This window comes from Bacteroides faecium (assembly GCF_012113595.1).
Classification (GTDB): domain Bacteria; phylum Bacteroidota; class Bacteroidia; order Bacteroidales; family Bacteroidaceae; genus Bacteroides; species Bacteroides faecium.
The window spans coordinates 525,416-548,621 of the sequence record NZ_CP050831.1 but is presented as its reverse complement, the minus strand read 5'-3'; the positions used below and the strand labels follow the sequence as shown (position 1 = coordinate 548,621).

General features: G+C 39.9%; 36 protein-coding genes. 35 read left to right on the top strand and 1 reads right to left on the bottom strand.

The window, feature by feature from the left end; all coding sequences use genetic code 11:
- The first annotated feature begins 30 nt into the window (after positions 1 to 30).
- The 33 genes from fusA (at position 31) to BacF7301_RS02110 (ending at position 18,262) form a co-directional block, all read left to right on the top strand.
- A complete protein-coding gene (gene fusA / locus BacF7301_RS02270) occupies positions 31 to 2,148 on the top strand; it encodes an elongation factor G (RefSeq protein ID WP_167959828.1) in 2,118 nt (705 codons plus the stop codon).
- Between the two features lie 81 nt (positions 2,149 to 2,229).
- Positions 2,230 to 2,535 carry a 30S ribosomal protein S10 gene (gene rpsJ, locus BacF7301_RS02265; RefSeq protein ID WP_002558075.1) on the top strand — a complete coding sequence of 102 codons (306 nt, stop codon included), beginning with the start codon at positions 2,230 to 2,232 and terminating at the stop codon, positions 2,533 to 2,535.
- Between the two features lie 18 nt (positions 2,536 to 2,553).
- Entirely contained in the window at positions 2,554 to 3,171 is a 618-nt protein-coding gene (rplC, locus tag BacF7301_RS02260) for a 50S ribosomal protein L3 (RefSeq protein WP_167959826.1), read from the top strand.
- Positions 3,171 to 3,797, top strand: a complete 627-nt coding sequence (gene rplD / locus BacF7301_RS02255; protein WP_073347351.1) for a 50S ribosomal protein L4 — start codon at positions 3,171 to 3,173, stop codon at positions 3,795 to 3,797. The genes rplC and rplD overlap by 1 nt, the downstream gene beginning before the upstream one ends.
- 16 nt (positions 3,798 to 3,813) lie before the next feature.
- On the top strand, positions 3,814 to 4,104 hold the full coding sequence (rplW, locus tag BacF7301_RS02250; protein ID WP_167959824.1) for a 50S ribosomal protein L23: 291 nt from the start codon (positions 3,814 to 3,816) through the stop codon (positions 4,102 to 4,104).
- A gap of 5 nt (positions 4,105 to 4,109) precedes the next feature.
- A complete protein-coding gene (gene rplB, locus BacF7301_RS02245; RefSeq protein WP_167959822.1) occupies positions 4,110 to 4,934 on the top strand; it encodes a 50S ribosomal protein L2 in 825 nt (274 codons plus the stop codon).
- A 20-nt stretch (positions 4,935 to 4,954) separates the two neighbouring features.
- Positions 4,955 to 5,224, top strand: a complete 270-nt coding sequence (gene rpsS, locus BacF7301_RS02240) for a 30S ribosomal protein S19 (RefSeq protein ID WP_008762037.1) — start codon at positions 4,955 to 4,957, stop codon at positions 5,222 to 5,224.
- A gap of 36 nt (positions 5,225 to 5,260) precedes the next feature.
- A complete protein-coding gene (gene rplV / locus BacF7301_RS02235; protein ID WP_004296344.1) occupies positions 5,261 to 5,671 on the top strand; it encodes a 50S ribosomal protein L22 in 411 nt (136 codons plus the stop codon).
- A 5-nt stretch (positions 5,672 to 5,676) separates the two neighbouring features.
- The gene (gene rpsC / locus BacF7301_RS02230; protein WP_005675430.1) at positions 5,677 to 6,408 is read left to right on the top strand and encodes a 30S ribosomal protein S3; all 732 of its coding nucleotides are present in this window, start codon (positions 5,677 to 5,679) and stop codon (positions 6,406 to 6,408) included.
- Between the two features lie 23 nt (positions 6,409 to 6,431).
- A complete protein-coding gene (rplP, locus tag BacF7301_RS02225) occupies positions 6,432 to 6,866 on the top strand; it encodes a 50S ribosomal protein L16 (RefSeq protein WP_007212073.1) in 435 nt (144 codons plus the stop codon).
- A 5-nt stretch (positions 6,867 to 6,871) separates the two neighbouring features.
- Positions 6,872 to 7,069 carry a 50S ribosomal protein L29 gene (rpmC, locus tag BacF7301_RS02220; RefSeq protein WP_005675431.1) on the top strand — a complete coding sequence of 66 codons (198 nt, stop codon included), beginning with the start codon at positions 6,872 to 6,874 and terminating at the stop codon, positions 7,067 to 7,069.
- A complete protein-coding gene (rpsQ, locus tag BacF7301_RS02215) occupies positions 7,066 to 7,335 on the top strand; it encodes a 30S ribosomal protein S17 (protein ID WP_209319491.1) in 270 nt (89 codons plus the stop codon). Before rpmC ends, rpsQ begins: the two co-directional genes overlap by 4 nt.
- A gap of 2 nt (positions 7,336 to 7,337) precedes the next feature.
- On the top strand, positions 7,338 to 7,703 hold the full coding sequence (gene rplN, locus BacF7301_RS02210) for a 50S ribosomal protein L14 (protein WP_024988104.1): 366 nt from the start codon (positions 7,338 to 7,340) through the stop codon (positions 7,701 to 7,703).
- 20 nt (positions 7,704 to 7,723) lie between these two features.
- Complete coding sequence (gene rplX / locus BacF7301_RS02205; protein WP_007747948.1) at positions 7,724 to 8,053, top strand: 50S ribosomal protein L24; 330 nt, start codon at positions 7,724 to 7,726, stop codon at positions 8,051 to 8,053.
- Positions 8,053 to 8,610, top strand: coding sequence for a 50S ribosomal protein L5 (rplE, locus tag BacF7301_RS02200; protein WP_004310886.1), 558 nt, complete (start codon positions 8,053 to 8,055; stop codon positions 8,608 to 8,610). The genes rplX and rplE overlap by 1 nt, the downstream gene beginning before the upstream one ends.
- A 5-nt stretch (positions 8,611 to 8,615) precedes the next feature.
- Positions 8,616 to 8,915 carry a 30S ribosomal protein S14 gene (rpsN, locus tag BacF7301_RS02195; RefSeq protein WP_167959818.1) on the top strand — a complete coding sequence of 100 codons (300 nt, stop codon included), beginning with the start codon at positions 8,616 to 8,618 and terminating at the stop codon, positions 8,913 to 8,915.
- A 51-nt stretch (positions 8,916 to 8,966) separates the two neighbouring features.
- Entirely contained in the window at positions 8,967 to 9,362 is a 396-nt protein-coding gene (rpsH, locus tag BacF7301_RS02190) for a 30S ribosomal protein S8 (protein WP_004296336.1), read from the top strand.
- Positions 9,363 to 9,377: 15 nt separating this feature from the next.
- On the top strand, positions 9,378 to 9,947 hold the full coding sequence (gene rplF, locus BacF7301_RS02185; RefSeq protein ID WP_167959816.1) for a 50S ribosomal protein L6: 570 nt from the start codon (positions 9,378 to 9,380) through the stop codon (positions 9,945 to 9,947).
- 21 nt (positions 9,948 to 9,968) lie between these two features.
- Positions 9,969 to 10,313 carry a 50S ribosomal protein L18 gene (rplR, locus tag BacF7301_RS02180; RefSeq protein WP_167959814.1) on the top strand — a complete coding sequence of 115 codons (345 nt, stop codon included), beginning with the start codon at positions 9,969 to 9,971 and terminating at the stop codon, positions 10,311 to 10,313.
- Between the two features lie 5 nt (positions 10,314 to 10,318).
- Positions 10,319 to 10,837 (top strand): 30S ribosomal protein S5, encoded by a 519-nt coding sequence (gene rpsE / locus BacF7301_RS02175; protein WP_004296333.1) that lies wholly within the window; start codon positions 10,319 to 10,321, stop codon positions 10,835 to 10,837.
- Positions 10,838 to 10,846: 9 nt separating this feature from the next.
- Positions 10,847 to 11,023, top strand: a complete 177-nt coding sequence (gene rpmD, locus BacF7301_RS02170) for a 50S ribosomal protein L30 (RefSeq protein WP_002558056.1) — start codon at positions 10,847 to 10,849, stop codon at positions 11,021 to 11,023.
- 32 nt (positions 11,024 to 11,055) lie between these two features.
- Positions 11,056 to 11,502 carry a 50S ribosomal protein L15 gene (rplO, locus tag BacF7301_RS02165; RefSeq protein ID WP_044655423.1) on the top strand — a complete coding sequence of 149 codons (447 nt, stop codon included), beginning with the start codon at positions 11,056 to 11,058 and terminating at the stop codon, positions 11,500 to 11,502.
- A 4-nt stretch (positions 11,503 to 11,506) separates the two neighbouring features.
- A complete protein-coding gene (secY, locus tag BacF7301_RS02160) occupies positions 11,507 to 12,847 on the top strand; it encodes a preprotein translocase subunit SecY (RefSeq protein WP_167959812.1) in 1,341 nt (446 codons plus the stop codon).
- A gap of 15 nt (positions 12,848 to 12,862) precedes the next feature.
- Positions 12,863 to 13,660 (top strand): type I methionyl aminopeptidase, encoded by a 798-nt coding sequence (gene map, locus BacF7301_RS02155; protein WP_167959810.1) that lies wholly within the window; start codon positions 12,863 to 12,865, stop codon positions 13,658 to 13,660.
- Position 13,661: 1 nt separating this feature from the next.
- Positions 13,662 to 13,880 carry a translation initiation factor IF-1 gene (infA, locus tag BacF7301_RS02150; RefSeq protein WP_002558052.1) on the top strand — a complete coding sequence of 73 codons (219 nt, stop codon included), beginning with the start codon at positions 13,662 to 13,664 and terminating at the stop codon, positions 13,878 to 13,880.
- Positions 13,881 to 13,888: 8 nt separating this feature from the next.
- Positions 13,889 to 14,005, top strand: coding sequence for a type B 50S ribosomal protein L36 (ykgO, locus tag BacF7301_RS02145; protein WP_002558051.1), 117 nt, complete (start codon positions 13,889 to 13,891; stop codon positions 14,003 to 14,005).
- Positions 14,006 to 14,038: 33 nt separating this feature from the next.
- Positions 14,039 to 14,419 carry a 30S ribosomal protein S13 gene (rpsM, locus tag BacF7301_RS02140; RefSeq protein WP_004296328.1) on the top strand — a complete coding sequence of 127 codons (381 nt, stop codon included), beginning with the start codon at positions 14,039 to 14,041 and terminating at the stop codon, positions 14,417 to 14,419.
- 11 nt (positions 14,420 to 14,430) lie between these two features.
- On the top strand, positions 14,431 to 14,820 hold the full coding sequence (rpsK, locus tag BacF7301_RS02135; protein WP_004296327.1) for a 30S ribosomal protein S11: 390 nt from the start codon (positions 14,431 to 14,433) through the stop codon (positions 14,818 to 14,820).
- Positions 14,821 to 14,936: 116 nt separating this feature from the next.
- Positions 14,937 to 15,542 (top strand): 30S ribosomal protein S4, encoded by a 606-nt coding sequence (rpsD, locus tag BacF7301_RS02130; RefSeq protein WP_167959808.1) that lies wholly within the window; start codon positions 14,937 to 14,939, stop codon positions 15,540 to 15,542.
- A gap of 11 nt (positions 15,543 to 15,553) precedes the next feature.
- Complete coding sequence (locus tag BacF7301_RS02125) at positions 15,554 to 16,546, top strand: DNA-directed RNA polymerase subunit alpha (RefSeq protein WP_004296325.1); 993 nt, start codon at positions 15,554 to 15,556, stop codon at positions 16,544 to 16,546.
- 3 nt (positions 16,547 to 16,549) lie between these two features.
- A complete protein-coding gene (gene rplQ, locus BacF7301_RS02120; protein ID WP_167959806.1) occupies positions 16,550 to 17,068 on the top strand; it encodes a 50S ribosomal protein L17 in 519 nt (172 codons plus the stop codon).
- A 149-nt stretch (positions 17,069 to 17,217) separates the two neighbouring features.
- On the top strand, positions 17,218 to 17,613 hold the full coding sequence (locus BacF7301_RS02115) for a DUF8440 family protein (protein WP_167959804.1): 396 nt from the start codon (positions 17,218 to 17,220) through the stop codon (positions 17,611 to 17,613).
- 106 nt (positions 17,614 to 17,719) lie between these two features.
- A complete protein-coding gene (locus tag BacF7301_RS02110) occupies positions 17,720 to 18,262 on the top strand; it encodes a DUF8460 domain-containing protein (RefSeq protein WP_167959802.1) in 543 nt (180 codons plus the stop codon).
- Positions 18,263 to 18,307: 45 nt separating this feature from the next.
- Here the strand turns inward: BacF7301_RS02110 and BacF7301_RS02105 are convergent, their stop codons facing one another.
- Positions 18,308 to 20,122, bottom strand: a complete 1,815-nt coding sequence (locus BacF7301_RS02105; RefSeq protein ID WP_167959800.1) for a MutS family DNA mismatch repair protein — start codon at positions 20,120 to 20,122, stop codon at positions 18,308 to 18,310.
- A 297-nt stretch (positions 20,123 to 20,419) separates the two neighbouring features.
- On the opposite strand from BacF7301_RS02105, the gene BacF7301_RS02100 reads away from it, so the two are divergent.
- Positions 20,420 to 21,061 carry a DUF6563 family protein gene (locus BacF7301_RS02100; RefSeq protein ID WP_167959798.1) on the top strand — a complete coding sequence of 214 codons (642 nt, stop codon included), beginning with the start codon at positions 20,420 to 20,422 and terminating at the stop codon, positions 21,059 to 21,061.
- Between the two features lie 117 nt (positions 21,062 to 21,178).
- The gene (gene hutU / locus BacF7301_RS02095) at positions 21,179 to 23,176 is read left to right on the top strand and encodes a urocanate hydratase (protein ID WP_167959796.1); all 1,998 of its coding nucleotides are present in this window, start codon (positions 21,179 to 21,181) and stop codon (positions 23,174 to 23,176) included.
- The last annotated feature ends 30 nt before the right edge of the window (positions 23,177 to 23,206 follow it).

The window sequence follows — 23,206 nt, the reverse complement described above, 5'->3', positions numbered from 1 at the left end:
TTAAAAACTTAAAGTAAAAGGAATTAAAAGATGGCTAAGCAAGATTTACATTTGACTCGTAATATCGGTATCATGGCTCACATTGATGCCGGAAAAACAACAACTTCTGAACGTATCCTGTTCTATACTGGATTGACTCACAAAATCGGTGAAGTTCATGATGGTGCTGCTACTATGGACTGGATGGCGCAGGAGCAAGAACGTGGTATTACTATTACTTCTGCTGCAACAACGACTAAATGGAAGTATGCTGGTGATACTTATAAAATAAATTTGATTGATACTCCGGGACACGTTGACTTTACTGCTGAAGTGGAACGTTCATTACGTGTTCTTGATGGTGCTGTCGCTGCTTACTGTGCAGTAGGTGGTGTAGAGCCTCAGTCGGAAACTGTATGGCGTCAAGCTGACAAATACAATGTTCCCCGTATTGCATATGTGAACAAGATGGACCGTTCCGGTGCTAACTTCTTCGATGTAGTAAGCCAAATGAAGTCTGTATTGGGCGCTAATCCATGTCCGGTAGTAATTCCTATCGGCGCTGAAGAAAACTTCAAAGGTGTAGTTGATCTTATCAAGATGAAGGCTATTCTGTGGCATGATGAAACGATGGGTGCTGACTATAGTATAGAAGAAATTCCTGCTGCTCTTAAAGAGGAAGCTGATGAATGGAGAGATAAGCTGCTGGAAAAAGTATCTGAATTTGATGATGCTTTGATGGAGAAATATTTCGAAGATCCTTCAACTATTACTGAAGAGGAAATCTTTAGAGCCCTTCGTAGTGCTACTGTTCAAATGGCTATTGTTCCAATGTTGTGCGGTTCTTCATTTAAGAATAAAGGTGTTCAGACATTGCTTGACTATGTTTGTGCATTGTTGCCTTCCCCATTGGATACGGAAAATGTAATTGGTACTAATCCGGATACAGGTGCTGAAGAAGATCGTAAGCCGAGTGAAGAGGCTAAGACTGCAGCTTTGGCATTTAAGATTGCAACTGACCCTTATGTTGGTCGTTTGACTTTCTTCCGTGTCTATTCAGGTAAGATTGAAGCAGGTTCTTATATCTATAACTCTCGTTCAGGAAAGAAAGAACGTGTTTCACGTTTGTTCCAGATGCACTCAAATAAGCAGAACCCTGTAGAAGTGATTAGCGCAGGTGATATCGGTGCTGGCGTTGGATTTAAAGATATTCACACAGGTGATACCTTATGTGACGAAACAGCTCCTATTATTCTGGAATCTATTGACTTCCCTGAAACTGTAATTGGTATTGCAGTTGAACCGAAGACCCAGAAAGATATGGATAAACTTTCTATTGGTTTAGCTAAGCTTGCTGAGGAAGATCCGACATTTACTGTAAAATCCGACGAACAGACTGGTCAGACAGTGATCTCTGGTATGGGTGAACTTCACCTTGATATTATTATCGATCGTTTGAGACGTGAGTTTAAGGTGGAATGTAACCAAGGTAAGCCTCAAGTAAACTACAAGGAAGCTATCACTAAGACTGTTAACTTGCGTGAAGTATACAAGAAGCAGTCAGGTGGTCGTGGAAAGTTTGCTGATATCATCGTAAATGTAGGTCCGGTTGATGAGGATTTTAAAGAAGGTGGATTGCAATTTGTTGATGAAGTGAAGGGTGGTAATATTCCTAAAGAATTTATTCCTGCTGTTCAGAAAGGTTTTGCGACTGCTATTAAGAATGGTGTATTGGCCGGATATCCGCTGGATTCACTGAAAGTAACATTGATAGATGGTTCATTCCATCCGGTTGACTCTGACCAGTTGTCTTTCGAAATCTGTGCGCAGATGGCTTATAAAAATGCTTGTGCAAAGGCAGGTCCTGTATTGATGGAGCCTATAATGAAACTGGAAGTAGTAACTCCGGAAGAAAATATGGGTGATGTTATCGGTGACTTAAATAAGCGTCGTGGTCAGGTTGAAGGTATGGAATCCAGCCGTTCAGGTGCCCGTATTGTGAAAGCAATGGTTCCGCTGGCTGAAATGTTTGGTTATGTGACCGCATTACGTACTATCTCTTCTGGTCGTGCAACGTCATCTATGACATATTCTCATCACGCTCAAGTTTCAGCTTCTATTGCCAAGGCAGTATTGGATGAAGTAAAGGGACGTACTGATTTACTCTAAAATATCTTAGGCAGCAGGCTAGCGAATGACTCTTAGCCTGCCGCTTTATCTTATTTATAACTATCTTAATTTAAAAATATAATGAGTCAGAAAATTAGAATTAAATTGAAATCTTACGACCACAACTTGGTTGACAAATCAGCTGAGAAGATTGTAAGAACCGTAAAGGCTACGGGTGCTATTGTTAGTGGTCCAATTCCTCTTCCTACGCACAAGCGTATCTTTACAGTGAACCGCTCGACTTTCGTTAACAAAAAGTCTCGTGAACAGTTTGAACTTTCTTCTTATAAGAGATTGATCGACATTTATAGCTCAACAGCTAAGACAGTGGACGCTCTGATGAAGTTGGAGTTACCGAGTGGTGTGGAAGTAGAAATTAAAGTTTGATAATTAAAAATTAGTGAAATGCCAGGATTATTAGGAAAAAAAATCGGAATGACATCCGTTTTCAGTGCCGATGGTAAGAATGTACCATGCACTGTTATCGAAGCAGGTCCTTGTGTTGTTACTCAGATTAAAACTGTAGAGAAAGATGGCTATGCAGCTGTTCAGTTGGGTTTCCAGGACAAAAAGGAAAAACATACAACTAAACCGTTGATGGGTCACTTCAAAAGAGCTGGGGTAACACCGAAGAGACACTTGGCTGAGTTCAAAGAATTTGAAACAGAATTGAATCTGGGTGATACAATTACCGTAGAGTTGTTTGATGGCGCTGACTTTGTTGACGTTGTTGGTACTTCTAAAGGTAAAGGTTTCCAGGGTGTAGTAAAAAGACATGGTTTTGGTGGTGTGGGTCAGGCTACTCACGGTCAGCACAACCGCGCTCGTAAACCGGGTTCTATTGGAGCTTGTTCTTACCCTGCAAAAGTATTCAAAGGAATGCGCATGGGTGGACAACTTGGTGGTGACAGAGTCACTGTACAAAACTTGCAGGTATTAAAAGTAATCGCGGATCATAACCTTCTTTTGATTAAAGGTTCTATCCCGGGTTGCAAAGGTTCAATCGTATTAATTGAGAAATAATGGAAGTTAACGTATATAACATTAAAGGTGAAGACACTGGGAGAAAGGTTACGTTAAACGAATCTATCTTCGGAATTGAGCCCAACGACCACGCTATCTATTTGGACGTAAAACAATTTATGGCCAACCAGCGTCAGGGTACTCACAAGTCAAAAGAAAGAAGTGAAATCAGTGGTTCTACTCGTAAAATCGGTCGTCAGAAAGGTGGCGGTGGAGCACGTCGTGGTGATATGAACTCACCGGTTCTCGTTGGTGGTGCACGTGTTTTCGGCCCGAAGCCAAGAGATTACTTCTTCAAATTGAATAAAAAAGTTAAGACATTGGCTCGTAAGTCTGCTTTGTCTTATAAAGCTCAAAACAATGCAATCGTTGTTGTAGAAGATTTCAATTTCGAAGCTCCGAAGACAAAGGATTTCGTTGCAATGACAAAAAATCTTAAAGTTTCCGATAAAAAGCTACTTGTGATTTTACCGGAAGCAAATAAAAACGTATATTTGTCAGCTCGTAACATCGAGGGTGCTAATGTACAGACTATTTCAGGATTAAATACTTACAGAGTATTGAATGCTGGAGTTGTTGTGCTTACAGAAAACTCTCTGAAGGCTATTGACAATATCTTAATTTAAAAAGGAGGCTTAAATAATGGGAATTATTATTAAACCGTTGGTAACAGAAAAAATGACTGCAATCACTGATAAGCTGAATCGTTTCGGCTTTGTTGTGCGTCCTGATGCTAACAAACTGGAAATTAAGAAGGAAGTTGAAGCTCTTTATAATGTTACTGTAATTGATGTGAATACTGTAAAGTATGCTGGCAAAAATAAGAGCCGTTATACCAAAGCAGGTATCATCAATGGCCGTACGAATGCATTCAAAAAAGCAATCGTGACATTGAAAGAAGGAGATACTATTGATTTTTATAGCAATATTTAATAAAAATGGCAGTACGTAAATTTAAGCCCACAACACCGGGGCAAAGACATAAAATTATTGGTACTTTCGAGGAAATTACTGCATCAGTACCAGAAAAGTCTCTTGTATATGGTAAGAAATCATCTGGCGGTCGTAACAACGAAGGTAAGATGACTATGCGCTACATGGGTGGCGGTCATAGAAAGGTGATTAGAATTGTTGATTTCAAGAGAAATAAGGACGGTGTTCCGGCAGTGGTTAAGACAATTGAATACGATCCGAATCGTTCGGCTCGTATTGCTTTGTTATTCTATGCTGATGGAGAAAAAAGATATATTATTGCTCCCAATGGATTGCAAGTTGGCACGACTCTGATGTCAGGTGAAACAGCAGCGCCAGAGATTGGTAATGCTCTTCCTCTTCAAAACATTCCGGTGGGTACTGTGATTCACAATATCGAATTACGTCCGGGACAGGGTGCTGCTCTGGTTCGTTCGGCTGGTAACTTTGCACAGTTGACTTCTCGTGAGGGTAAGTATTGTGTAATCAAGTTACCTTCAGGTGAAGTAAGACAGATTCTTAGCACATGTAAAGCTACTATCGGTAGTGTAGGTAACTCTGATCATGGATTGGAAAGTTCAGGTAAAGCTGGACGCTCTCGTTGGCAAGGACGTCGTCCTCGTAACCGTGGTGTTGTTATGAACCCGGTTGATCACCCGATGGGTGGTGGTGAAGGACGTGCTTCAGGAGGTCATCCAAGATCACGTAAGGGATTGTACGCTAAGGGACTTAAGACTAGAGCTCCTAAGAAACAATCATCTAAGTACATTATTGAGAGAAGAAAAAAGTAATCTGATTAATTGAGTAAACTATGAGTCGTTCATTAAAAAAAGGTCCATATATTAACGTAAAGCTTGAAAAGAGAATTTTTGCCATGAATGAATCGGGCAAGAAAGTCGTAGTAAAGACTTGGGCCAGAGCTTCAATGATTTCGCCTGATTTTGTAGGCCATACAGTTGCAGTTCACAATGGAAATAAATTTATTCCTGTTTATGTTACCGAGAATATGGTAGGACACAAGTTGGGCGAATTTGCTCCAACTCGTACATTCAGAGGACACGCTGGTAACAAGAAAAGATAACAGGATTTATTTGAAATAATAAAGTAATAAATAATAATGGGAGCAAGAAAAAAAATATCGGCTGAAAAGAGAAAAGAAGCCCTTAAGACCATGTATTTTGCAAAATTGCAAAATGTTCCTACTTCTCCACGTAAGATGCGTCTGGTTGCAGACATGATCCGTGGTATGGAAGTGAACAGAGCACTTGGTGTTTTGAAATTTTCTTCAAAAGAAGCTGCTGCAAGAGTGGAAAAATTGCTTCGCTCTGCAATTGCTAACTGGGAACAGAAAAACGAACGTAAAGCAGAAAGCGGCGAGTTGTTCGTAACACAGATTTTTGTTGATGGTGGCGCTACACTCAAAAGAATGAGACCGGCACCCCAGGGTAGAGGTTATAGAATTCGCAAACGTTCAAATCACGTAACATTGTTCGTTGGTGCTAAAAGTAATAACGAAGATCAAAATTAAGGTAGATGGGACAAAAAGTTAATCCAATAAGCAACCGTTTAGGAATTATCAGAGGATGGGATTCTAACTGGTATGGTGGAAATGATTACGGTGATTCTTTGCTGGAAGATAGCAAAATCCGTAAATATCTTAATGCAAGACTTGCAAAGGCAAGTGTATCAAGAATCGTAATTGAACGTACGCTGAAGCTCGTTACTATTACTGTTTGTACTGCTCGCCCGGGTATTATTATCGGTAAAGGTGGCCAAGAAGTTGATAAGTTAAAAGAGGAGTTGAAGAAGGTTACCGACAAAGATATTCAAATCAATATCTTTGAAGTGAAAAGACCTGAACTGGATGCTGTGATTGTTGCTAACAATATCGCTCGCCAGGTAGAAGGTAAAATTGCCTATCGCCGTGCCATCAAGATGGCTATCGCAAATACAATGCGTATGGGTGCTGAAGGTATCAAAATTCAGATTTCAGGACGTTTGAATGGAGCTGAAATGGCTCGTTCTGAAATGTATAAAGAAGGAAGGACTCCGTTGCACACTTTCAGAGCTGATATCGACTACTGTCATGCAGAAGCATTGACTAAGGTAGGTTTGCTGGGTATCAAAGTTTGGATTTGTAGAGGTGAAGTATTTGGTAAGAGAGAATTAGCTCCGAACTTTACACAAAGCAAAGAAAGTGGTCGTGGAAACAATGGTGGAAACAACGGCGGAAAGAACTTCAAAAGAAAGAAAAATAATCGCTAAACGAATTTGAATTTTAGGAAACTATGTTACAACCGAAAAAGACAAAATTCAGAAGACAACAAAAAGGCCGTCAGAAAGGTATTGCTCAGAGAGGCAATCAGTTGGCCTTCGGTTCTTTTGGCATAAAGGCTTTGGAGACTAAGTGGATTACAGGCCGTCAGATCGAAGCTGCTCGTATTGCAGTAACAAGATATATGCAACGTCAAGGACAGATCTGGATCCGTATATTCCCGGACAAACCGATCACTAGAAAACCTGCCGATGTACGTATGGGTAAAGGTAAAGGTGCTCCGGAAGGATTTGTGGCTCCTGTGACTCCAGGTAGAATCATTATTGAAGCTGAAGGAGTATCTTACGAAATCGCGAAAGAAGCATTGCGCTTAGCTGCTCAAAAGCTTCCTATTACAACGAAGTTTGTCGTAAGACGTGATTATGATATTCAAAATCAAAATGCGTAAGTGTTATGAAAATTGCAGAAATTAAAGAAATGACTACTAGTGATTTAGTAGAAAGAGTAGAGGCAGAAACAGCTAATTATGACCAGATGGTTATCAATCATTCTATTTCTCCTTTGGAAAATCCTGCTCAAATCAAACAATTACGCAGGACTATTGCGCGTATGAAAACTGAGTTACGCCAAAGAGAACTTAACAATAAATGATCAGCTTGATGGAAGCAAGAAATTTAAGAAAAGAAAGAACAGGGGTTGTTGTGAGCAATAAGATGGATAAGACTATCACAGTTGCTGCCAAATTTAAGGAAAAACACCCTATATATGGTAAGTTCGTTAGCAAAACGAAGAAGTACCATGCTCACGATGAAAAGAATGAATGCAATATCGGTGATACTGTAAGCATCATGGAAACTCGTCCTTTGAGCAAGACTAAAAGATGGAGATTAGTAGAAATAATTGAAAGAGCTAAGTAATTATGATACAAGTAGAATCCAGACTTACAGTATGTGATAACAGTGGAGCTAAAGAGGCTATGTGTATCCGCGTTTTGGGTGGTACACGTCGTCGTTACGCTTCGGTGGGGGATGTCATTGTTGTTTCAGTGAAGAGTGTTATCCCTTCTAGTGATGTTAAAAAAGGTGCAGTATCAAAGGCTTTGATTGTACGTACAAAAAAAGAAATCCGTCGTCCTGATGGTTCTTATATACGTTTTGATGATAATGCTTGCGTGTTGTTGAATAATGCAGGTGAAATTAGAGGAAGTCGTATTTTCGGTCCTGTAGCAAGAGAACTTCGTGCTACTAACATGAAAGTTGTGTCACTTGCGCCTGAGGTACTTTAATTTTGTAAAAGATTTAAGTAATGAGTAAATTACATATTAAAAAAGGCGATACAGTTTACGTAAATGCTGGTGAAGATAAGGGCAAAACTGGTCGTGTATTGAAGGTTCTTGTTAAAGAAGGACGTGCATTTGTAGAAGGTATCAATATGGTATCTAAAAGCACAAAACCGAATGCAAAGAATCCGCAAGGTGGTATTGTGAAGCAGGAAGCTTCTATCCACATTTCAAACTTGAACCCGGTTGATCCAAAAACTGGTAAAGCAACGCGTATTGGGAGAAAAGTAAGTTCTTTGGAAGGTAAAAGAACTGTAGTGCGTTATTCTAAAAAATCAGGAGAGGAGATTAAGTAATGAGTAATACTGCTAGTCTTAAGAAAGAATATGCAGAGCGTATAGCACCTGCATTGAAATCACAGTTCCAGTATTCTTCTACAATGCAGATACCCGTACTTAAGAAGATTGTTATCAATCAGGGTTTAGGTATGGCTGTTGCCGATAAGAAGATTATTGAAGTTGCAATCAATGAAATGACGGCTATTACAGGTCAGAAAGCTGTAGCTACCATTTCTCGTAAAGATATCGCAAACTTTAAGTTGCGTAAAAAAATGCCGATCGGCGTTATGGTAACTTTACGCCGTGAAAGAATGTACGAATTCCTTGAAAAATTGGTTCGTGTAGCTCTTCCTCGTATCCGTGACTTCAAAGGTATCGAAAGTAAGTTTGATGGTAAAGGTAACTATACCCTTGGTATTCAGGAACAAATCATTTTCCCTGAAATAAATATCGATAGTATTACAAGAATTCTCGGAATGAATATTACCTTTGTAACCTCTGCGGAAACAGATGAAGAAGGTTATGCATTGCTGAAGGAATTCGGTTTACCTTTTAAAAACGCTAAAAAAGACTAATAGATATGGCAAAGGAATCAATGAAAGCACGTGAAGTAAAACGTGCTAAATTAGTAGCCAAATTCGCCGAAAAAAGAGCTGCTTTGAAACAAATCGTTAGAACAGGTGAGCCTGCTGACGCTTTCGAAGCTGCACAGAAGTTGCAAGAGTTGCCGAAGAATTCTAATCCGATTCGTATGCACAACCGCTGCAAACTGACTGGTCGTCCTAAAGGTTATATTCGCCAATTCGGAGTTTCAAGAATTCAATTCCGTGAAATGGCATCTAACGGACTGATCCCAGGCGTAAAGAAAGCAAGCTGGTAATTATTGTTTAAATATTGTCAGGGAAGTCCTGATTAATTTAATTTATTTTATATGACTGATCCAATAGCAGATTATTTGACGAGGTTGCGGAACGCGATTGGTGCTAAGCACAGAGTTGTTGAAGTTCCCGCTTCGAACTTGAAAAAAGAAATCACTAAGATTCTTTTTGAAAAAGGCTACATTCTTAACTATAAGTTTGTAGAAGATGGTCCTCAAGGAACTATTAAGGTTGCCTTGAAGTATGATTCTGTTAACAAAGTTAACGCAATCAAAAAATTAGAAAGAATATCTTCTCCGGGTATGCGTAAGTATACTGGTTATAAAGATATGCCGCGTGTTATTAATGGGTTGGGTATTGCTATAATATCTACTTCCAAAGGTGTAATGACTAACAAAGAGGCTGCAGAACTGAAGATTGGTGGTGAAGTCTTGTGTTATGTATATTAATTAGGAGGAATTAGAATGTCAAGAATAGGAAAATTACCCATTAGTATTCCTGCTGGAGTGACAGTCACTCTGAAGGATGATGTGGTTACCGTAAAGGGACCCAAAGGCGAAATGAGCCAATATGTGAATCCTGCTATCAATGTTGCCATTGAAGATGGACACGTGACTTTAACAGAAAACGATAAAGAAATGCTTGATAACCCGAAGCAAAAACACGCTTTCCACGGTTTGTATCGTTCATTGGTTCATAACATGGTTGTGGGCGTATCTGAAGGATATAAAAAAGAGTTGGAACTTGTCGGTGTAGGTTATCGTGCTTCTAACCAAGGTAACATCATTGAACTGGCTTTAGGTTATACACACAATATTTTCATCCAATTGCCTGTTGAGGTAAAAGTTGAAACTAAGTCTGAAAGAAATAAGAATCCTCTTATCATATTGGAATCGTGTGACAAACAGTTGCTTGGTCAAGTTTGCTCTAAAATACGTTCTTTCCGTAAGCCTGAACCATATAAGGGTAAAGGTATTAAGTTTGTTGGCGAAGTAATTCGTAGAAAGTCTGGTAAATCAGCCGGCGCTAAGTAAATCATATAAAATTAGATTATTATGACAACAAAAATAGAAAGACGAGTTAAGATCAAATATAGCGTACGCAATAAGATTTCAGGTACTACTGAACGTCCGCGTATGAGTGTATTTAGAAGTAACAAGCAAATTTATGTCCAGATTATCGATGATCTTTCTGGTAAGACACTGGCTGCTGCTTCTTCTTTAGGTGTGACTGAGAAGGTTTCTAAAAAAGAACAAGCTGCTAAAGTTGGTGAAATGATTGCTAAAAAGGCTCAGGAAGCAGGTATAACTACTGTTGTTTTCGACCGTAATGGTTACTTGTATCATGGGAGAGTAAAAGAAGTAGCTGATGCTGCTCGTAACGGTGGACTTAAATTTTAATCATTATGGCAGGAGTTAATAATAGAGTTAAGATTACTAACGATATAGAACTGAAAGATAGATTGGTTGCTATTAATCGTGTTACTAAAGTTACCAAAGGTGGTAGAACTTTTAGTTTCTCTGCAATCGTTGTTGTAGGTAACGAAGAAGGTATCATTGGTTGGGGACTTGGTAAAGCAGGTGAAGTAACAGCTGCTATCGCTAAAGGTGTTGAGTCAGCTAAAAAGAACCTGGTGAAAGTACCTATTTTGAAAGGTACTGTTCCTCATGAACAATCTGCTAGATTTGGTGGTGCTGAAGTATTCATCAAACCTGCATCTCACGGAACTGGTGTTGTAGCCGGTGGTGCTATGCGTGCTGTATTGGAAAGTGTTGGTGTAACTGACGTTTTGGCAAAATCAAAGGGTTCTTCAAATCCGCATAACCTTGTTAAAGCTACAATCGAAGCTTTAAGTGAAATGCGTGACGCAAGAATGGTTGCTCAGAACAGAGGTATTAGTGTTGAAAAAGTATTTAGAGGATAAGGAGGAGATATGTCAACTATAAAGATTAAACAAGTTAAAAGTAGAATTGGTGCTCCGGCTGATCAGAAAAGAACTCTTGATGCACTGGGACTTCGTAAACTGAACCGCGTGGTTGAACACGAAAGCACTCCTTCAATTCTTGGAATGGTAGATAAGGTAAAACACTTGGTTACCATTGTTAAGTAATTATTTATTGAATAATAAAACGAAATTACAATATGAACTTAAGTAATTTAAAACCTGCAGAGGGATCTACTAAGACAAGAAAAAGAATTGGACGTGGAACTGGTTCTGGCTTAGGCGGTACTTCTACAAGAGGTCATAAGGGAGCTAAATCAAGATCTGGATACTCTAAGAAAATCGGTTTTGAAGGTGGTCAGATGCCTCTTCAACGTCGAGTTCCTAAATTTGGTTTTAAGAATATCAATCGTGTAGAATATAAAGCAATCAACTTGGATACTATCCAGAAACTTGCTGAAGCTAAGAGCTTGGCAAAAGTTGGTGTTAACGACTTTATCGAAGCAGGATTTATTTCTTCAAATCAGTTGGTAAAAGTGTTGGGTAACGGAACTCTGACTAACAAGCTGGAAGTAGAAGCTCATGCATTCTCTAAGACTGCAACTGCTGCTATCGAAGCTGCTGGTGGAACTGTAGTAAAACTCTGATTCAATGAGAAAAGCTATTGAAACATTAAAGAATATATGGAAGATTGAGGATCTGAGACAGCGGATCCTCATCACCATATTGTTTGTGGCAATTTACCGTTTCGGATCATATGTCGTATTACCGGGTATTAATCCGGCTATGCTGGCAAAATTGCACGAACAAACAAGTGAAGGCCTTTTAGCCTTGTTAAATATGTTCTCTGGAGGAGCATTTTCTAATGCCTCTATTTTTGCATTAGGAATCATGCCTTATATCTCTGCATCTATCGTAATCCAGTTGTTGGGAATCGCTGTGCCGTATTTCCAGAAACTGCAACGCGAAGGTGAGAGCGGCAGAAGAAAAATGAATCAATATACTCGTTATCTGACGATCGCTATATTGTTAGTTCAGGCCCCTTCTTATTTGCTCAATCTTAAAATGCAGGCTGGCCCTTCCTTAAATGCTTCATTAGATTGGACTCTGTTTATGGTTACCTCTACCATTATTTTGGCAGCAGGTAGTATGTTTATTTTGTGGCTTGGTGAAAGAATTACTGATAAAGGTATTGGTAATGGTATTTCATTTATCATCTTAATCGGTATTATTGCTCGTTTCCCTGATGCTCTGTTGCAGGAAGTTGTATCAAGAGTAGCAAATAAGAGTGGTGGTCTGATTATGTTTATAATTGAAATCGTATTCTTATTGTTAGTGATTGGCGCTGCTATTCTTTTGGTGCAGGGTACAAGAAAGATTCCTGTACAGTATGCTAAGAGAATTGTAGGTAACAAGCAATATGGTGGTGCAAGACAGTACATTCCCTTGAAAGTGAATGCTGCTGGTGTAATGCCTATCATCTTTGCTCAGGCAATCATGTTTATACCTATTACATTTATTGGTTTTTCAAATGTAAATAATGCAGGCGGTTTCTTGCATGCGTTTACAGATCATACAAGTTTCTGGTATAATTTTGTTTTTGCGGTAATGATTATATTATTTACATATTTCTATACTGCAATTACAATTAATCCGACTCAGATGGCTGAGGATATGAAGAGAAATAATGGTTTCATCCCTGGCATTAAACCGGGAAAGAAAACAGCAGAGTATATCGATGATATTATGTCTCGTATTACTTTACCTGGTTCTTTCTTCTTGGCTTTAGTTGCTATTATGCCTGCTTTTGCTGGTATATTCGGAGTACAAGCTGGTTTCGCTCAATTCTTCGGTGGTACGTCTTTGTTAATTCTTGTAGGTGTGGTTCTTGATACACTGCAACAGGTTGAAAGTCATTTGTTGATGAGACACTATGATGGTCTGTTGAAATCAGGTCGTATTAAAGGACGCGCTGGTGTGGCGGCATATTAATTCTTTAGATTAGAAATGATATTTCTTAAAACAGAAGATGAAATAGAATTGCTCCGTCAGAGCAACCTGCTTGTTGGAAAGACTCTGGCAGAGGTTGCCAAACTGGTGAAGCCCGGTGTAACTACACGTGAGTTGGATAAAGTTGCTGAAGAGTTCATTAGAGATCACGGAGCAACTCCAACTTTCAAAGGATTTCCGAATCAATATGGCGAACCGTTTCCCGCATCCCTCTGTACTTCTGTAAATGAACAGGTAGTGCATGGAATCCCAAACGATATTGTTCTGAAAGAAGGTGATATTGTATCTGTGGATTGCGGAACATATATGAATGGTTTCTGCGGTGATTCTGCTTATACTTTTTGTGTAGGTGAGGTGGACGAAGAAGTTCGTAATTTGTTGAAGGTAACTAAAGAAGCGTTATATATTGGCATTCAGAATGCAGTGCAAGGCAAAAGAATCGGAGATGTAGGATATGCTATCCAGCAATATTGTGAGTCTCATTCTTATGGTGTAGTGCGTGAGTTTGTTGGTCATGGAATTGGTCATGAAATGCATGAAGACCCTCAGGTGCCTAATTATGGCAAGAGAGGATATGGTCCTTTGATGAAGAGAGGGCTTTGCATAGCGATAGAGCCGATGATAACACTGGGAGACCGGCAAGTGATTATGGAACGTGACGGATGGACTGTTAGAACCAGAGACCGTAAGTGTGCTGCACACTTTGAACATACGGTAGCAGTAGGCGCTGGTGAAGCTGATATTTTGTCATCATTCAAATTCATAGAAGAAGTTTTAGGAGATAAAGCAATATAATATGGCAAAGCAATCTGCAATAGAACAAGATGGAGTTATAGTTGAAGCATTGTCAAATGCAATGTTTCGTGTTGAATTAGAAAACGGACATGAGATTACTGCACATATTTCAGGTAAGATGCGGATGCATTACATCAAGATCCTGCCAGGAGATAAAGTGAGAGTCGAAATGTCTCCTTACGACTTATCGAAAGGAAGAATTGTGTTTAGATATAAATAAAATAAGATATGAAAGTAAGAGCATCATTAAAGAAACGCACGCCAGAATGTAAGATCGTTAGACGTAATGGCCGTTTGTATGTTATTAACAAGAAAAATCCTAAGTATAAACAACGTCAAGGATAATTTGTTATTTTTGCAAAAAAAATAATTTAGTATATGGCTATAAGAATAGTTGGTGTAGATTTGCCTCAGAACAAAAGAGGTGAAATTGCGTTGACCTATGTATATGGAATAGGTCGCAGTAGTTCAGCAAAAATTTTAGATAAAGCTGGTGTAGATAAAGATCTGAAGGTTAAAGACTGGACAGATGATCAAGCTGCTAAGATTCGTGAGATTATCGGTGCAGAGTATAAAGTAGAAGGTGATCTTCGTTCTGAAATCCAATTGAACATTAAGCGATTAATGGATATTGGTTGCTATCGTGGTGTACGTCACCGTATTGGTCTGCCTGTAAGAGGTCAGAGCACTAAGAACAATGCACGTACTCGTAAGGGTAGAAAGAAAACCGTTGCTAATAAGAAAAAAGCTACTAAATAATAATTGTTGATATGGCAAAAAAAACAGTTGCAGCTAAAAAGAGAAATGTGAAAGTAGACGCTAATGGACAGTTGCATGTTCATTCATCTTTCAACAATATTATTGTTTCTCTTGCAAACAGTGAAGGGCAGATTATCTCTTGGTCATCTGCTGGAAAAATGGGATTTAGAGGTTCTAAAAAGAATACTCCTTATGCAGCTCAGATGGCTGCCCAGGATTGTGCTAAAATAGCATTCGATCTTGGCCTAAGAAAGGTAAAAGCATATGTGAAGGGTCCAGGTAACGGACGTGAGTCTGCTATTAGAACTATCCACGGTGCTGGCATCGAAGTTACTGAAATTATTGACGTAACTCCGCTTCCACATAATGGTTGTCGTCCTCCCAAAAGACGTAGAGTTTAATTTACCTTTAACTTACAATGATCTTGATTTTGTTTTTGGATTACATTAATTTCTCTCTGTAATCGCGGCTGCAACAAATTGAGTTCATGAATAAACAATTAAATATTTAAAAAGAAATGGCTAGATATACTGGACCAAAATCAAGAATCGCCCGTAAATTCGGAGAAGGAATCTTTGGAGCTGATAAAGTTTTATCAAAGAAGAACTATCCTCCCGGACAACACGGTAATTCAAGAAAAAGAAAAACTTCTGAATATGGTGTGCAACTTCGTGAAAAGCAAAAAGCTAAATACACCTATGGAGTTTTAGAGAAACAATTCCGCAATTTGTTTGAAAAAGCAGCTACTGCTAAAGGTATTACCGGTGAGGTACTCCTTCAATTGCTGGAAGGCCGTCTTGACAACGTAGTATTCCGTCTGGGGATTGCTCCTACACGTGCTGCTGCTCGTCAGTTGGTTGGTCACAAGCACATAACTGTAGATGGTGAAGTGGTAAACATTCCTTCATATGCAGTAAAACCAGGTCAATTGATTGGTGTTCGTGAAAGATCTAAATCTTTGGAAGTTGTTGCTAACTCTCTCGCTGGTTTCAATCATAGCAAGTATGCATGGTTGGAATGGGACGAAGCTTCAAAGGTTGGTAAAATGTTGCACATACCTGAAAGAGCAGACATTCCTGAGAACATTAAAGAACATTTGATCGTTGAATTGTATTCTAAATAATAATTAATTTCATGGCGATATTAGCATTTCAAAAACCTGATAAAGTATTGATGTTGGAGGCGGACTCCAGATTCGGTAAATTCGAATTTCGTCCGTTGGAACCGGGTTTTGGTATTACCGTAGGTAATGCATTACGCCGTATCCTTCTTTCTTCATTAGAGGGTTTTGCTATCACTACCATCAGAATTGACGGTGTGGAGCATGAATTTTCTAGTGTACCTGGAGTAAAAGAGGATGTTACCAACATTATCTTGAATCTGAAACAAGTAAGATTCAAGCAAGTAGTTGAAGAGTTCGAGAGCGAAAAAGTGAGCATCACTGTCGAGAATTCCAGTGAATTTAAAGCAGGTGACATAGGTAAGTATTTGACTGGATTTGAAGTGTTAAATCCGGAATTAGTTATTTGTCATTTAGATTCTAAGTCAACTATGCAGATTGATATTACAATTAACAAAGGACGTGGTTATGTACCTGCTGATGAAAATCGCGAGTATTGCACGGATGTTAATGTAATTCCAATCGACTCTATTTATACACCGATACGTAATGTCAAGTATGCTGTAGAGAACTTCCGTGTAGAACAGAAGACTGACTACGAAAAGCTAGTACTTGAAATTAGTACCGACGGTTCTATACATCCGAAGGAAGCGCTGAAAGAAGCTGCAAAAATTCTGATTTATCACTTCATGTTGTTCTCTGACGAGAAGATCACGCTTGAAAGTAATGATACTGACGGCAATGAAGAGTTTGACGAAGAAGTATTGCACATGCGTCAGTTGTTGAAGACTAAGCTCGTTGATATGGACTTGTCAGTTCGTGCTCTCAATTGTTTGAAGGCTGCTGACGTAGAAACGCTTGGCGACTTGGTACAATTCAACAAAACTGACTTGCTGAAATTCAGAAACTTCGGAAAGAAATCGCTTACCGAGCTTGATGATTTGCTGGAAAGTCTGAATCTGTCGTTTGGAACCGACATTTCTAAATATAAATTGGATAAAGAATAAAAAATGAGACATAATAAAAAATTCAATCATTTAGGTCGTACTGCTTCTCATAGAAGTGCTATGTTATCTAACATGGCTTGCTCTTTGATCAAGCACAAAAGAATCACTACGACTGTTGCAAAGGCAAAAGCTTTGAAGAAGTTTGTTGAGCCTTTGATTACTAAGTCTAAAGAAGACACTACGAACTCTCGTCGTGTTGTATTTAGCAACTTGCAAGATAAGATTGCAGTAACAGAACTGTTCAAAGAAATCTCTGTTAAGATTGCTGATCGTCCGGGAGGTTACACTCGTATCATCAAGACTGGTAACCGTTTGGGTGACAATGCTGAAATGTGTTTCATTGAGTTAGTTGACTACAATGAAAACATGGCTAAAGAAAAAGTTGCTAAGAAAGCTACTCGTACTCGTCGTTCTAAGAAGAGTGCCGAAGCTGCTTCTGTTGCTGTTGAAGCTCCTGCAACTGAAGCTCCTGCAACTGAAGCTCCGAAGGCTGAAGAACCAAAGGCAGAATCAGCAGAATAATTCAACAATTATTCTTATAGATATAAAAAAGGCTACTCCTAAAGGGGTAGTCTTTTTTGTTAGTAGCCTGTTTACTTATCCTAAGATAAATTAAAAGATACCCTAAATGAACTTTTCATAAGTAAAATCTGTTATATTTGCAAGAGAATATGGCAAAATTTGTAAAGGTAATATTGTTTCTGTTGCTGACAGTTGCCCTTCACGGGATTGCAGGCAATGTTTTCACTGAAAAAACAGTGGAACAGACAGAGAATGCTGTTACCTATTCAATGAAACAACATGGACAGATCAGTGCTCCCGAGTTTCCTTGTTCGCCTGTGGCCGAACTGACAAATTTACAAAGTCATCAAATATCTGTGACACGTATCCAACGTGTACAGCTTGGGGAGTACTTCACTACATTGAGGAATTTGCAGCAATGCGGTGCTGAGCGTGAAAATTCTCTTTCTCAACATCGGGGACGGATTTATAACACAACAACTTCCTATTATTGCCAACCAGCGAGTGAATACTATGTGTTTACTCTAAGGCATATTATTATTTAGCAATTAATTTATTGGTATTATTTCTTTTATGATTACTGGTATAATCCGTATACTGGTGATCCTTCCTATCTTTATATTTTTACTAATAGATTAAATTTTAAATATTATGGCAACTACTCAAGTTATTGATGCTACTATATTTGCATCTTCACATCCCGATATCGCTAAACGTACCAGTGTTTCTGGTGTTATCATCTCTTCTGTCATGTTATTGGTGGGGATTTTAGCATTCGCTTCCACTTTTCAACTGGAAGACAAATCATCTACTGTCAGCATGGCATTAATGGTTCTTGGAACCGGACTATTCCTGATGGGAATTTTCCGTTTTTTCTGGAAATCTAAGGAAGTCGTTTATTTACCTACCGGAAGCGTGGCTAAAGAGCAGAGCATCTTTTTTGATTTGAAGCACATGGACTCTTTGACGAATATAGTTAATTCGGGTTCATTCTCTACCAACTCGGCTATTAAGAGCGAGTCAAGCGGCAATATACGTATGGATGTGATACTTTCTGAAGACAAGAAGTTTGCAGCCGTACAGTTGTTCCAGTTTGTACCTTACAATTATCAGCCGATAACGTCCGTGCAGTATTTTACAAATGACGGAGCTTCTGCTGTAGTAGCTTTTCTTTCAAAAAGCAAGCAGGGATAATGTGAACTAAAACAGAACTTTGATTTTCATACATAAGGATGGGGGTTAGTCGTCGATAACGGCTATCCCCATTTTTTTCATTAAGAAGCAGGCATTCATATTTTGCGCAACTCCATCTCTCATTTGATAAGAGAAGGTAAGCTCATTATTCGTGATATCTGCTTCAAAACAATAGTTTCGGATATTCTGTGGGAAAGAATCTATTAAAGTTCCCAATAGAAGATCATGAGTTGCGATGATGCCATTGGCATTCATATTCATAAACTGCTTGATGAGAGCAAAAGAACCTTTCTGCTTATCCATAGAGTTTGTACCCTTCAGAATTTCGTCCAGGATGATGAAGAGTTCTTCTCCGGCTTCCAACTTATCTATGATTAACTTTAGCCGTTTCAGTTCGGCAAAGAAATATGATTCGTTATCGGTCAACGAATCACTGGTACGAAGGCTGGTGATAAGACGAGCTGGATATATCTCCATTTGCTCAGCCCAGACAGGAGCACCAATGCATGCTAAGAGATAATTTATGCCTACAGTACGTAAATAAGTACTTTTCCCTGCCATATTCGCTCCGGTGATAATAATAAAGAAAGGACGCTTGTCGATGTCTATTCCATTGCGCACGCATTTGTTGCGATTCATTAAAGGATGGCCGAGCCCTTTTGCCTGTAAATGAAAAGACTGGGAGCAAACCTTTGGATAAATATATTCAGGATGATTGTATGTGAATGTTGCCAGCGAACAGTAAGCATCTATTTCCCCAATCGTTTCTATCCAGCGGGGAAGGTCATTGGCATGTGTATCCTTCCATTGCTCAATTCGCATAACCTGACGTAGTTCCCAAAATATAAGTCCGTTGAGAATAGTACTCATTAGCAAATTACTCCGTTGGTCCAGTGCATTCATTAATTTAGAAAGCTGGCGGACAGCCTGCGAAGCTGTTTGATTCTGACTGGTAAGTTCTGCTTTTAATTGCTGTAATATAGGACTGTGCATCTCTTTTTTCTCCGTAAAAAGAATTTGATCGGCATATGTGGAGAGAATTTGCAGCTTTTCACCATAAGTAGTTTGCAGTTTTGTGATTCCTTTGGAGAAGATAGAACTGAATATAACAAAACTAATAAATACCCCGCCAGCAGCGCTGGCAGGCAAAATGCCTAAAAAGGCAAGACTTATGCATACGAGATTGATGATACTTACCGTTACTGGGATAATACGTAATAACGCATGCTTCCGGTAATAGCTTGGGCTGTCGGCCCATTCTTTAATTTCGGTAGTATCAGCAGGTTTTCCTTTATAAAGTAATCCAAGTAAACGAATTTGTTGGCGGTATTCCAATTCAGTGGATAATTCACGGATAGCTTCCTGGCGTTGTTCAATGGCTTCCTTATTTTCCAGATGCCTATTGAACCAATCCGCAAGATGCTGTTTGCCGACAGGTGTTGATGTCCGGTTAATATACTGGAAAAGAGAATGTTCTCCGAACACATCCAGGTCGAAAGTATAGAGATGTCCCGGATCAATATATTCTTCACCATCTTCAAAACCAGAGAAATCATATTGGATAGCCCTCAACTCCTGTTCGTTGATTACTATTTTCTTTTTCAGAAAATCTTTCCGGTGAAACCAAAAATTGTGACGTTTTACCAGCCACACAAATAAGATAAAAGGCAGGATGGCAAATACAGAAATATACAGCCACCCGTCAGTCCAGAAAGTGATTGCGCCGGCTATGGCACCGACGAATAAAACCAATCGTAATAGGCTGATGTAATAAATACGTTTCCGGGCACTTTGTAGCTCCAACTCTGCATTTTGAATAATCTGTTGATATGTAGCGATAATATGTTCCAGTTTTTCCATGACAAATTCAATACTTTTTCGCAAAGGTAATATAATTCACAACGGTCGTGATAACAGCTTGTTTTAGTCGGGAGGAGATTTACTATTTATTAACGGTAGGCGATTGAAATATCGATTCGACAATAATTATTCGAATATATCGCCTGATAATGCGTGTGGAGAAAGTGCATCAAGGAAGCAAATATTGGTTTCCAGTTCCTTTTTTTTTGATATTTCTGTACTCCCCCTTGCATTTATCCGCTAAAATTTATAACTTTCCACTCTAAAATGCGTTTTGAAAGGAAAGGAGGATGGCTTATGAAGAAAGGATGTATCTTATTGTTGCTGATGAGCGTGATTGGCCTTCCGTTAATTGCGCAAAATATAATTTATTCCAACTTGAAAGAGTTGCTTGCTCAAGATGGCGATACCGTTGCCGTACTACGGGTAGAAAAGCGTTCCCGGAATCAGATTGTGCTGACTGGCGGTGCCGATTACCGGATAACGGCAGGTAATGACGAGTCTATGGGACGGCGGTTGAAAAAGCGTTGTTTTGCTGTGCGCGATGAAAAAGGAGATTTATATGTGAATTGCCGTAAGTTGCGATATAAAAAGCTGCGTTTCGGAGCTTGGTATGCTCCAGCTGTTCAGTTAGATAAAAAAATCTATTTCTGCGCTGTGCCTTTAGGTTCCGTTGTCGGTGGAAATTTTGTAGAAGACGATGATGTGAAGCTGGGAGGAAATATCGGTGACGCCCTTGCAACTTCGAGTTTAGTCACCAAACGTGTCTGCTATGAGTTGAATGCCGAGACAGGAAAGATTGAATTCATGGACAAAGACAAGATGCTTGAATTATTAAAGAAATACCCTGAATTAAAACAAGCCTATTTGAAAGATGACAGCCCGGAGGCGAAGCATACTTTTAAATATTTGCAGGAATTGCGGGATAAACAGAAATAATAACTTTCTGACAAGAAAAATGAAGTTTTTCTTGTCTTTTATCTTCTTTTTTTCTATCTTGCGAAGAGTTATGCAGCTGTATTACTTACAGTTTGTAATCCTTAATTCTGCTTTAGTATGAAGATGACTCTTGGCAACACACTACCGTCTTATCCGGATTTTGTAAAAGGTATCCGGAGAGCTCCCGACCGTGGTTACACACTTACCCCGGCTCAAACAGTTACAGCACTAAAAAACGCTTTGCGTTATATCCCCTCTGAATGGCACGAGCGGTTAGCTCCCGAATTTATGGAAGAACTGCGTACTCGCGGACGGATTTACGGATACCGCTTTCGTCCTGAAGGCGATTTGAAAGCGAAACCGATAGATGAGTATCGCGGTAGATGCCTGGAAGGCAAAGCCTTTCAGGTGATGATTGACAATAATCTCTGCTTTGATATAGCCTTGTATCCCTACGAACTTGTCACGTACGGTGAAACCGGACAAGTCTGCCAAAACTGGATGCAATATCGTCTGATTAAACAATATCTCGAAGAACTAACCCAAGAACAAACCCTGGTCATAGAATCCGGGCATCCCTTAGGGCTTTTCCGTTCCCGTCCCGACGCTCCCCGCGTCATTATAACCAACTCCATGATGATTGGCCAATTCGATAATCAGCACGATTGGCACATTGCCGCCCAAATGGGAGTGGCGAATTATGGTCAGATGACAGCCGGCGGTTGGATGTACATCGGTCCTCAAGGAATCGTCCATGGCACATTTAATACCCTGCTCAATGCCGGACGCTTGAAACTCGGTATTCAGCAAGATCAAGATTTGCGAGGACACTTGTTTATATCTTCCGGTTTGGGTGGAATGAGCGGAGCGCAGCCTAAAGCTGCCGAGATAGCCGGAGCCGCTTCCATAATAGCCGAAGTAGACAGCTCCCGTATTGAAACACGTTATCGCCAAGGCTGGGTAGGACATGTCACGCAAGATATGGCGGAAGCATATCGGATGGCAAACGAAGCGATGCAGCGCCGTGAACCCTGTTCGATAGCCTATCATGGAAACGTAGTCGACCTGCTCGAATATGCGGAACAAAGGAATATCCCCATTGAACTATTATCCGACCAGACCTCTTGTCATGCCGTTTATGAAGGCGGCTATTGCCCTGCCGGACTGACTTTTGAAGAGCGCACACAATTTCTTCACGAATCTCCCGAACAATTCCGCCGTTTGGTAGATGTCTCCTTGCACCGCCATTTCGAAGTAATCAAAAAACTGGTAGCCCGAGGCACCTATTTCTTTGACTATGGAAACTCCTTTATGAAAGCGATCTACGACGCCGGAGTAAAAGAAATCTCCCGCAACGGTGTAGACGAGAAAGACGGATTCATCTGGCCGAGCTATGTAGAAGACATTATGGGACCTCAACTCTTTGACTACGGTTATGGCCCGTTCCGATGGGTTTGCCTGAGTGGAAAACATGAAGACCTGATAAAGACAGACCATGCAGCTATGGAATGTATCGACGTCAATCGACGCGGTCAGGATTTGGATAATTATAATTGGATACGCGATGCGGAAAAGAACCAATTGGTAGTAGGAACACAGGCGCGCATCCTTTATCAGGATGCTGTGGGAAGAATGAACATTGCGCTCCGCTTCAATGAAATGGTTCGCCGTGGCGAAGTAGGACCTATCATGTTGGGACGCGACCATCATGACGTGAGCGGCACAGATTCCCCCTTCCGGGAAACATCGAATATAAAAGACGGAAGCAATGTAATGGCAGATATGGCTGTGCAGTGCTTTGCCGGAAACTGCGCCCGTGGAATGAGTCTTGTAGCTTTGCACAATGGTGGCGGAGTCGGCATTGGAAAAGCGATAAACGGTGGCTTCGGTATGGTATGCGATGGTAGCGAACGGGTGGACGAAATACTTCGCTCCGCCATGCTTTGGGATGTAATGGGGGGGGTAGCCCGGCGCTCTTGGGCACGTAATCCGCATGCAATAGAAACTTGCGAAGCATTCAACGAATCCCACGCCGGAGACTATCAGATAACAATGCCATATCTGGCTGATGAAGAATTAATAAAGAAAATAGTTCCAGATATTACGGTGAAGTAGTCCCACAAAATATGGGAAAGCATTCCCTCA